Annotated in this window: 10 protein-coding genes; 5 read left to right on the top strand and 5 right to left on the bottom strand. The window is 71.0% G+C overall.

The window, feature by feature from the left end; all coding sequences use genetic code 11:
• A partial coding sequence (gene dnaK / locus KME77_RS08630) for a molecular chaperone DnaK (protein WP_219463749.1) occupies positions 1-1,842 on the bottom strand: 1,842 nt, incomplete at its 3' end.
• 236 nt (positions 1,843-2,078) lie between these two features.
• Positions 2,079-2,423 carry a hypothetical protein gene (locus tag KME77_RS08625; protein WP_246609441.1) on the bottom strand — a complete coding sequence of 115 codons (345 nt, stop codon included), beginning with the start codon at positions 2,421-2,423 and terminating at the stop codon, positions 2,079-2,081.
• Positions 2,424-2,613: 190 nt separating this feature from the next.
• On the opposite strand from KME77_RS08625, the gene KME77_RS08620 reads away from it, so the two are divergent.
• The 5 genes from KME77_RS08620 to KME77_RS08600 all read left to right on the top strand — a co-directional run bounded on the left by KME77_RS08620 (position 2,614) and on the right by KME77_RS08600 (position 7,807).
• Entirely contained in the window at positions 2,614-3,495 is an 882-nt protein-coding gene (locus KME77_RS08620; protein WP_219463745.1) for a proline dehydrogenase family protein, read from the top strand.
• Between the two features lie 113 nt (positions 3,496-3,608).
• Complete coding sequence (gene proC, locus KME77_RS08615) at positions 3,609-4,403, top strand: pyrroline-5-carboxylate reductase (protein WP_219463743.1); 795 nt, start codon at positions 3,609-3,611, stop codon at positions 4,401-4,403.
• A 104-nt stretch (positions 4,404-4,507) separates the two neighbouring features.
• Positions 4,508-5,869, top strand: a complete 1,362-nt coding sequence (locus KME77_RS08610) for an efflux RND transporter periplasmic adaptor subunit (RefSeq protein WP_219463742.1) — start codon at positions 4,508-4,510, stop codon at positions 5,867-5,869.
• Positions 5,866-6,573 carry an ABC transporter ATP-binding protein gene (locus KME77_RS08605; RefSeq protein ID WP_219463740.1) on the top strand — a complete coding sequence of 236 codons (708 nt, stop codon included), beginning with the start codon at positions 5,866-5,868 and terminating at the stop codon, positions 6,571-6,573. Before KME77_RS08610 ends, KME77_RS08605 begins: the two co-directional genes overlap by 4 nt.
• Positions 6,574-6,622: 49 nt before the next feature.
• On the top strand, positions 6,623-7,807 hold the full coding sequence (locus KME77_RS08600; protein ID WP_219463738.1) for an ABC transporter permease: 1,185 nt from the start codon (positions 6,623-6,625) through the stop codon (positions 7,805-7,807).
• Positions 7,808-7,830: 23 nt separating this feature from the next.
• Here KME77_RS08600 and KME77_RS08595 read toward each other — a convergent pair whose 3' ends face one another.
• From KME77_RS08595 to KME77_RS08585, 3 genes are all read right to left on the bottom strand, one after another.
• Entirely contained in the window at positions 7,831-8,571 is a 741-nt protein-coding gene (locus tag KME77_RS08595) for an ABC transporter permease (RefSeq protein WP_219463736.1), read from the bottom strand.
• The gene (locus KME77_RS08590; RefSeq protein ID WP_219463733.1) at positions 8,568-9,458 is read right to left on the bottom strand and encodes an ABC transporter ATP-binding protein; all 891 of its coding nucleotides are present in this window, start codon (positions 9,456-9,458) and stop codon (positions 8,568-8,570) included. The genes KME77_RS08595 and KME77_RS08590 overlap by 4 nt, the downstream gene beginning before the upstream one ends.
• Before the next feature lie 81 nt (positions 9,459-9,539).
• A complete protein-coding gene (locus KME77_RS08585) occupies positions 9,540-10,166 on the bottom strand; it encodes a response regulator (RefSeq protein ID WP_246609442.1) in 627 nt (208 codons plus the stop codon).
• Positions 10,167-10,174: the final 8 nt, after the last annotated feature.

Raw genomic sequence — 10,174 nt, 5'->3', positions numbered from 1 at the left:
GTCGACGACGTCGTCGTCGGCCTTCTGCCCTTGGCTCTGGTCCTGGCCCGCCGAGGCGTCCTGCGGAGCGCCCTCGCCGCCGCCCTGCTGGGCCTGGCTCTGGGCGTAGATCGCCGAACCCATCTTCTGGCTGACCGTGGCGAGCTTCTCGGCCGAGGTGCGGATGACGTCGGTGTCGGTGCCCTCCAGAGCCTTCTTCAGCTCGCCGAGCGCGTCGTTGACCTCGGTCTTGATGTCGGCCGGGACCTTGTCGTCGTTCTCGCGGAGGAACTTCTCCGTCTGGTAGGCCAGCCCGTCCGCGTTGTTGCGGACCTCGGCCTCCTCGCGGCGCTTCTTGTCCTCCTCGGCGTACGACTCGGCCTCGCGCATCATCCGCTCGATGTCGTCCTTCGGCAGCGCGGAGCCGCCGGTGATCGTCATCGTCTGCTCCTTGCCCGTGCCCAGGTCCTTGGCGGAGACGTTGACGATGCCGTTGGCGTCGATGTCGAAGGTGACCTCGATCTGCGGGATGCCGCGCGGCGCCGGCGCGATGCCGGTCAGCTCGAAGGTGGCCAGCTTCTTGTTGTACGAGGCGATCTCGCGCTCGCCCTGGTAGACCTGGATCTGCACCGACGGCTGGTTGTCCTCGGCCGTGGTGAAGACCTCCGAGCGCTTGGTCGGGATCGTCGTGTTGCGCTCGATGATCTTGGTGAAGATCCCGCCCTTGGTCTCGATGCCCAGCGACAGCGGGGTCACGTCGAGCAGCAGGACGTCCTTGACCTCACCCTTGAGCACGCCGGCCTGGAGCGCGGCGCCGATGGCCACGACCTCGTCCGGGTTGACGCCCTTGTTGGGCTCCTTGCCGCCGGTCAGCTCCTTGACCAGCTCGGTGACGGCGGGCATGCGGGTCGAGCCGCCGACGAGCACCACGTGGGCGATGTCGGAGAGCTTGATGCCGGCGTCCTTGATGACCTGGTGGAACGGGCCCTTGGTCCGCTCGAGCAGGTCGGCCGTCAGGCGCTGGAACTCGGCCCTGGTCAGCTTCTCGTCGAGGTGCAGTGGGCCCTCGGAGGAGGCGGTGATGTAGGGCAGGTTGATGTTGGTCTCGGACTGGCTGGACAGCTCGATCTTGGCCTTCTCCGCCGCCTCACGCAGGCGCTGGAGAGCCATCTTGTCCTTGGACAGGTCGACGCCGTGAGCGTTCTTGAACCTGGTCACCAGCTCGTCGACGACCCGTTGGTCCCAGTCGTCGCCACCGAGGTGGTTGTCGCCCGAGGTGGCCTTGACCTCGACGAAGCCGTGGCCGTCCTCCTGGCCGACGTCGAGCAGGGACACGTCGAAGGTGCCGCCGCCGAGGTCGAAGACCAGGATGGTCTGGTCCTGCTCCTTGTCGAGCCCGTACGCGAGCGCGGCCGCGGTGGGCTCGTTGATGATGCGCAGCACGTTGAGGCCCGCGACGGTGCCGGCCTCCTTGGTGGCCTGGCGCTGCGAGTCGTTGAAGTAGGCCGGGACGGTGACCACCGCGTCGGTGATCTTCTCGCCCAGGTACGCCTCGGCGTCCTGCTTCAGCTTCTGCAGCACGAACGCGCTGATCTGCTGCGGGGAGAACTTCTTGCCGTCGATCTCCTGGGACCAGTTGGTGCCCATCTCGCGCTTGACCGAACGGATCGTCCGGTCCACGTTGGTGACGGCCTGCCGCTTGGCGACCTCGCCGACCAGGACCTCGCCGTTCTTCGCGAAGGCGACCACGGACGGCGTGGTCCGCGAGCCCTGCGCGTTCGCGATGACGGTGGGCTCACCGCCCTCGAGGATGGAGACGACGGAGTTGGTCGTCCCAAGGTCGATACCTACCGCACGTGCCATGAGTACGTCCTTGTGATCAAAGTTGAGTCGAATGGACTCAACGTACGAATGCGCGGAGCGTTTGTCAAACAGCTTGAGCCTACTCGACTCAACCTCCGATGTGGCACCCGTATTCCGACCCTGGGACGCGCCGAATCACTTCCCTGAGACGTCCCCGGGACACTCCTGAGACGCGCTCGCGACAGGGCGGACCCCGGCGGGCGGTGGTCGCAGGCCGGGGTCCGTAACACGCTTTGTCAGGATTTTGCGCCGTCCACCAGCTTGCGCTTGGCCAACGGGGACTTGAGCTTGACCGTGGTGGTCTTCTCCACCGCGATCATGATGCAGGCCGTGTTCTTGGCCTTCGGGGCGGTGCCCTCGTACAGGGTGACCGTGACCCGCTTGCGGGTCTCCTTGACCTTCACGCGGTCCAGCACGCTGCACGGCGCCACCCCCGACCACCAGGTCAGATGCAGCTTGCGGCCCTTGGACACGTACTTGGCCTTGGTCCAGCGGACCTTGTGCGTGTTGATCGTGTCGCCGGTGGGTCTGACCGGTTCCGGCTTCTTGGCGGGCGTGGTGGCCACGGGCTCGCTCGCCACGGGAGCGCTGGACACGGGCGCTTGTGGCGCGGGCGCGGCCTGCTCGGCGGGCGCCGACGACCCGCAACTCGTCGCGAGCGCGAGACATCCGGCTGAAAGCGTCGCTGTCAAAGTGCGCATACTCATTTGGACGAATGGGACGCCCGCCCGGTTCAGGCGCATACCCGATCCTGAAGTTAGGGTTGACCCCGTGCTCCGTCAGGCCCTGCTTGCCGTCTCCAGAAGCGACCTCGCCGAGCGGGTCGTCACCGCCTCGCCGCTGACCCGCGACGTCGTCAGGCGCTACGTCGCCGCCGACGTCGGCGAGGTGATCACTACGCTGACCGGCGAAGGGCTGCTCGTCACCGTCGACCACCTCGGCGAGGACGTGAGCGACCCGGCGCAGGCCGAGGGCGCCGTGCACGACTACCTGACGATCCTCGGCCGCCTGCCGCGCGGCGCCGACGTCTCCGTCAAGCTGACCGCGCTCGGGCTGCGGCTGTCGGAGCAGCTCGCGCTCGACAACGCCGCCACCGTCTGCGAGGCCGCCGCCGCCAAGGGCGTGACGGTCACGCTCGACGCCGAGGAGCACGACACGATCGCCGGGCTCCACTCCGTCCACGCCACGCTGCGCAAGGAGCACCCGGACGTGGGCGTGGTGGTCCAGGCGTACCTGCCGGGCGCGCGGGAGCGCTGCGAGAGGCTGGAGGGCGCCCGCGTACGCCTGTGCAAGGGCGCCTACACCGCGCCCGGCGCCCACACCGCGACGGCCGACATCGACCGCTCGTACGTGCGCTGCCTCAAGGTGCTGATGGCCGGGACCGGCTACCCCATGGTCGCCACCCACGACCCGCGGCTGATCGAGATCGCCTCGGCGCTGGCCGTGCTGAGCGGGCGCGACGCGACGGGGTTCGAGTACCAGATGCTGTACGGGGTGCGGCCCGCGGAGCAGGCGCGGCTGGCGGCGCTGGGGGCGCAGGTCCGGGTGTACGTGCCGTACGGGGCCGACTGGTACGCGTACCTGATGCGGCGGCTCGCCGAACGCCCCCGCAACCTGGCCTTCTTCGCCCGCTCCCTGCTCAGCCGGGGCTAGCCTCCCGGCGCGGCGGCCTCCCCATGGGCCGGGCTTCCCCGCGGAGAGGCCTTCCCCGTGGGCCGGGCTTCCCCATGGGCCCCGGCCTTATCGCGGCTCGGTAGGCTACCGGGGTGATTGCGATTCTGGGCACGGGCAAGATGGGCGAGGCCCTGCTGTCCGGGCTGCTGCGGGCCGGATTCCAGCCGGGCGACATCCTGGCCACCACCCGCCGGCCCGAGCGGGCGCAGGCGCTGCGCGAGTCCTACGGCGTGCGCACCATGAGCAACTCCGAGGCCGCCAAGGCCGCCGACACCCTCGTCCTGGCCGTCAAGCCGCAGGACATGGCGACGCTGCTGGCCGAGATCGCCCCCTACGTCCCCGCCGACCGCCTGGTCATCTCCGCCGCCGCCGGCATCACCACCGCCTTCGTGGAGCAGCGGCTCGGCGTCGAGGTGCCGGTCGTACGGGTGATGTCCAACACGCCGATCCGTTTCGACGAGGCGATGAGCGTGATCTCGGCGGGCGCGCACGCCTCCGAGGAGCACCTGCGCCACACCGAGGACCTGCTCTCGCCGGTCGGCAAGGTGCTGCGCATCCCCGAGTCGCAGCAGGACGCGGCCACCGCGCTGTCGGGGTCCGGGCCCGCCTACTTCTTCTACCTGGTCGAGGCCATGGTCGACGCCGGGATCCTGCTCGGCATGCCGCGTGCGGCGGCCCTCGACATGGTCACCCAGTCGATCGTGGGGGCCGCGGTGATGCTGCGCGACTCCGGCGAGCACCCGGTGATCCTGCGCGAGGCCGTCACCTCGCCGGGCGGGACGACGATCGCGGCTATCGCGGAGCTGGAGCGGCACAGCGTGCGGGCGGCGTTCCTGGCCGCCATCGAGGCGGCCCGCGACCGCGGCCGCCAACTCGCCTCCGGCTGACCCCCGCCCCGGGCCGCCTCCGGCTGCCCGTTGTCGGCCTGTGCTCCCTGCGGGGTGGGGAGGCCCAAAGGGTGGCGGAAGGGGTGGCTCTTACGATGGGTCGGGTGACGATCCGTCGCGGCATCCCCCCGCTGCTCGTCCTCCTGGCGCTCACCGGTTGCTCCACCGACGAGCCGCCCACCGTACAGCTGGCCGACATCAGGCGGGCGCCGGTGACCGAGGTGGTCGAGGCGCCGGCCACGATCGGCGCCCGCGCCATGGCGACGCTGCGCTCACCGGCGCAGGGCACGATCGCCCACCTGTACGTACGCGAGGGCGACCACGTGCGCAAAGGCCAGATCCTGGCCAAGATCCGCTCCCCGCAGGCCCAGGACCAGCTCAAACAGGCCAAGCAGGCCGCCAGGAACAGCAGCCCGGTCACACCGAGTCTGGGCAGGCCGACGGTCCGGCCGGCGGCGTTCGACACGCGCGCGTTCGACCGCAAGGTGGCCGCGCACTTCGCCAGGGCGCGCAGGGAGGCGAGGAAGATCGACGACCGCCAGGCGCGCAGGCAGCTCGTCGCGGCGATCGACCTGGCCGAGGCGCAGCACAAGGCGCAGACCAGGGCGCTGAAGTCGATCACCGCGCAGCTCAACCGGTCGATCAACAGCGTGCTGTCCGGGGTGACGAGCGGGTTCGGCGGGCTGACGGCGTCCATGGCGTCATTGCAGGCGGCCTCCAGATCGCAGGCGAAGGCGGCGGTCAAGGCGGCCGAGAGCACGGTGGCGTCGCTGACGGTCAAGGCGCCGTTCGGCGGGGTGGTGACGCTCGGGCGGGCGTCGGGCGGGGGCGGCGGCAACGGGTTGAGCGGCCTGCTCGGCCAGCTCCCCACCGGCACGCAGCAGCTCCCCTCGGGTGGCACGGCGAGCGGCGCCGACGCCCCGGTGGCGACAGGCGTGCCGGTGTCGGCGGGCGACCCGATCATGACCGTGACGGACGTCTCCAGGCTGACGCTGGCCGCCGACATCGACGAGACGGACGTGCTGCTGGTCAAGAAGGGCACCGGCGCCACGGTCGAGCTGGACGCGGTCCCCGGCGCGAGCTACACGGCGCGCGTGACGGGGATCGGCGTGACGCCGAAAGAGGGCACCACGGGCGGCGTCAGCTACCCGGTGCAGCTCACGCTCGGCGCGGGCACGTTCGACGACGGCACGAAGGCGCCCACGCCGAAACCGGGTATGAGCGCCGTGACGCGCCTGACGGTGCGCGAGTCGCCGGACGCCATCGCGGCGCCGGCCGCCGCGATCGTCTCCAGCGGGCGCGAGAGCGTGGTCTGGGTGGTCAGGAACGGTACTGCGGAGCGCCGCGCGGTCAAGCTCGGCGCCCAGGGTGAGGCGGTGGTCGAGGTGCTGAACGGCTTATCGGTGGGCGACAGGATCGTGGTCAAGGGCGCGGACTCCGTACGGCAAGGGCAGCGGCTGTCATGACCGCCGCGCCCGCTCTCGAAGCCGTGGACCTGACCAGGCGCTACCAGCTCGAAGGCGTCGCCGTGGAGGCGCTGCGCGGGGTGTCGCTGAGCATCGGGCAGGGGGAGTTCGCGGCCATCATCGGGCCGTCCGGGTCCGGCAAGTCGACGCTGATGCACCTGCTCGGCTGCCTCGACCGGCCCACCTCCGGGCAGCTCCGGGTGAACGGCGTGGAGATGTCCCACCTGACCGACACCCAGCTCGCCGAGCTGCGGAACAAGACGATCGGGTTCGTGTTCCAGTCGTTCCACCTGCTGGCCAGGACCACGGCGCTGGAGAACGTGGCGCTGCCCCTGGTCTACCGGGGCGTCGGCAAGGCCGAGCGGAGGCACAGGGCGCGGGCGGCGCTGGAGTCGGTCGGGCTCGGGCACCGGATGGAGCACCGGCCGTCACAGATGTCCGGCGGCGAGCAGCAGCGGGTGGCGATCGCCAGGGCGCTGGTCGGCCGGCCGAAGGTGCTGCTGGCCGACGAGCCCACCGGCAACCTGGACACCCGCAACGGGGCCGAGGTCATGGGGATGCTCGACCGGCTCAACAGCGAGCGCGGGGTGGCCGTCGTCCTGGTCACCCACGAGCCCGAGGTGGCCGAGCACGCGCGGCGGCAGATCCACGTACGGGACGGGCTGATCGAGCTGGACACCGCCGCGGAGGGCCGCGGCGCGTGAGAGAGCGCGGGGCCGTGAGAAGGCGCGGGGCCGTGAGAGGGCGCGGCGCGTGAGAGGGCGCGAGTCGTTCGGCATGGCGCTGGAGGCGCTGCGGGTCAACCGGCTGCGCAGCGCCCTCACCATGCTGGGCGTGATCATCGGCGTGCTGGCCGTGGTGATCCTGGTGGCCGTCGGCACCGGCGCCAAGGACGCGGTCGAGAAGGAGATCTCCGGCCTGGGCACCAACATCATCCTGGTCGTCCCCGGCCGGCTGAGCGTGGGCGCGGCCCCGACGCAGAGCAAGCTGAGCCTGGCCGACGTCGCGTACGTGCGGCGCGTGGTCGGCGACCCGTCCAAGGTGACCGTGTCGCTGCAGTCGGGCGAGACGGTGCGGGTGGGCGGGACGGAGGCGTTCGTCACGATCGTCGGCACCGACCAGAACCTCACGAACATCTTCGACCGCCCGGTGGACAAGGGCCGCCACCTGAGCGAGACGGACGTCGACACCCGGCGCAGGGTCGCCGTGCTGGGCTCTGAGGTGGCCGACAAGCTGTTCGGCGACCTCGACCCGATCGGGCGGCAGCTCACGATCTCGGGGGCGAGGTTCCGGGTGGTGGGCGTGTACGGGAAGGTCGGGCAGACGTTCGGCGTCTCGCGCGACCAGGAGGTGCACATCCCGGTGACGACGGCCCAGCGGCTGCTCGGCATCCCCAGGGTCAACGGCATCGCGGTGGGCGCGTCGGGGCCGGACGAGATCGAGCCGCTCCAGTCCCGGGTGGTGGCGGCGCTCGCGGACAGGTATCCGGGGGAGCAGTTCTCGGCCGTCACGCAGACCCAGTTGCTCGGCACGATCGGCAGCGTGCTCGGCATGCTCACCGGCGTGCTGGCCGCGATCGCGGGCATCTCGCTGCTGGTCGGCGGGGTCGGCGTGTCCAACATCATGCTGGTCAGCGTCCGGGAGCGGACCCGCGAGATCGGGCTGCGCAAGGCGCTGGGGGCCAGGCAGCGGGACGTGCTGTCCCAGTTCCTGATCGAGGCGGTGCTGCTGACGACGCTCGGCGGCATGATCGGGATCGCGCTCGGGGTGGGCGGCGCGCTGGCCATCCAGGCGCTCACGCCGGTGCCGGCCTCGATCACGTGGTGGTCGGTGGCGCTGGCGTTCGGGGTGTCGGCGGCGGTGGGCGTCTTCTTCGGCGTGGCGCCGGCGCGGCGGGCGGGCCGGTTGGACCCGGTGATCGCCCTCCGCGCCGAGTGAGTCGCTGAGTGATCTTCGAGGGCTCAGGCGTCGCGCCGCCGCAGCAGCACCGCCCCGGCGATCATCACGACCGCCACCCACGCCAGGTACACCCCGTACCCCGCCCAGGGCCCGAGCGAGATGTTCTCCCGCTGCACGAAGATCTGCATCCCGGCGTTCGTCGTGACGTAGTCGCTGATCGTCTCGCCCCACACGCCGGGCAGCGCCGACATGAGACCCGGCACGATCAGCATGAGCGCGATGGCCGAGACGATCGCCCCGGGCGTGTGCCGGATCAGGGTGCCGAGCGCGAGCCCGAACAGGCCGCACGCGGTCAGGAACAACGCCGCCCCGACGACCATCATCGGCACGCCGTCGCCGCTGAACGGCGTCACCTTCATGATGAGCTGCCCCACGGTCACCGTGACGGTCACCGTGACGAGGGAGACGACCAGGGTGAGCGCGGTGAACACCACGATCTTCGCGGTGAGCAGCTTCAGCCGCTCGGGCACCGCCATGAGCGAGACGCGGATGGCGCCCGTGCGGTACTCGCTGGAGATCACGATCACGCCGAGCGCGGCGAGGGCGACGGTGGCGAACTGGATGCCCGACAGCGCGTTCCCGGCCGCGCTCACCGGGGCGATGGGCCCCTTCGCGTTCGTGACCGTCGCGATCGAGATCAGGATCCCGAGCCCCAGCATCAGCAGCACGGTCGTGGCCAGCGTCCACACGGTGGAGCGGACAGAGCGGATCTTGGTCCATTCGGACCTGATGACGTTCATCATGACGAGAACTCCAGGCTGTCCTTGGTGAGCTCCATGTAGGCGGCTTCGAGCGAGGGCTGCACGAGCGTCAGCTCCTCCAGCGGCAGCCCGGCCCTGGCGGTGATCGTGCCGATCTCCAGGGGCGTCACGCCGGTGACCCGCAGGTGGTCGGGGTGCAGCTCGCCGACCTTGACCAGCTCGGCTACCTCGGCCAGCCGCGGCGAGCGCACCCGCACGTACGCCTGCGAGCTGCGCCCGATGAACTCCTCCACACTCGTGTCGGCGATCATCGTCCCCTTGCCGATCACCACCAGGTGGTCGGCCGTCTGCGCCATCTCGCTCATCAGGTGACTGGAGACGAACACCGTGCGCCCCTCGGCCGCCAGCTTCCGCATGAGCGTGCGGATCCACAGGATGCCCTCGGGGTCCAGCCCGTTGACCGGCTCGTCGAACAGCAGGATCTCCGGGTCGCCCAGCAGCGCGGCGGCGATGCCGAGCCGCTGCGACATGCCCAGCGAGAACCCGCCGATCCGCCGCCTGGCCACCGAGGCCAGCCCGACCAGCTCCAGGACCTCCTCGACGCGGGCGGCGGGGATGCCGTTGCTCTGCGCGATGGCCAGCAGGTGGTTGCGGGCGTTGCGCCCGCCGTGCACGGCCTTGGCGTCGAGCAGCGCGCCGATCTTGCGCAGCGGGTGCTTCCAGTCGCCGTACGGCCTGCCGTCCACGAGGGCCGTGCCGCCGGAGGGGTGGTCGAGGCCGAGGATCATGCGCATCGTGGTGGACTTGCCCGCGCCGTTGGGCCCCAGGAACCCGGTCACCTGGCCGGGCCCGACGTCGAAGGAGAGGTCCGCAACGGCCACGGTCGCGCCGTAGCGTTTGCTCAGGTTCGTTGCCCGAATCGCGGTCATGGTCCAAGGGTGGCCGCCGGGCGGGGGCTTTATCTTCCTGCGGAAGGACGGTTCGGGCGGGCGGCGACTGGGACCGTGCTCCTACTCTCCAGGGGTGATCAGGGCCGCCTCGTAGGCCACGATCACCGCCTGCGCCCGGTCCCTGACCCCGATCTTGGCGAACAGGCTCGTCACGTGGTTCTTGACGGTCGAGGGCGAGACGTCCAGCTCCTCGGCGATCTCGGCGTTCGACCTGCCGCGGGCGATCAGCACCAGGGTCTCGCGCTCGCGCTCGGTCAGCCTGGACAGCCCGGCCGGCACGGCGGACCTGCGGGGGCGCGAGGCGCGTACGAACGTGCCGATCAGGCGGGTGAGCAGGCGCGGCGCCACGGCCGACTCGCCGCGGTGCACCACGCGCACGCCCTCGACCAGCTCCTCCGGGGAGATGTCCTTGGGCAGGAAGCCGTCGGCGCCCGCCCGCAGGGCCGCGACCACGTTCTCGTCCAGGTCGAACGTGCTGAGCGCGAGCACCCGCACGCCGGGCAGCTCGCCGGCGATCCGCTCGGTGGCGCCGACCCCGTCGAGCCCCGGCATGTTCAGGTCCATGAGCACCACGTCCGGGCGCAGCCGGCGGCACAGCTCGACCGCCTCCTCGCCGTCGGCGGCCTGGCCGACCACGCGCATGTCGGGCTGGGCGTCCAGCATGAGCTGGAAGCCCTTGCGGACCAGCGCGTGGT

It is taken from the genome of Nonomuraea rhizosphaerae (genome assembly GCF_019396405.1).
GTDB lineage: Bacteria > Actinomycetota > Actinomycetes > Streptosporangiales > Streptosporangiaceae > Nonomuraea > Nonomuraea rhizosphaerae.
Note: the sequence above shows the minus strand (reverse complement) of the source record. Positions and strands in the feature narration are given on the sequence as shown.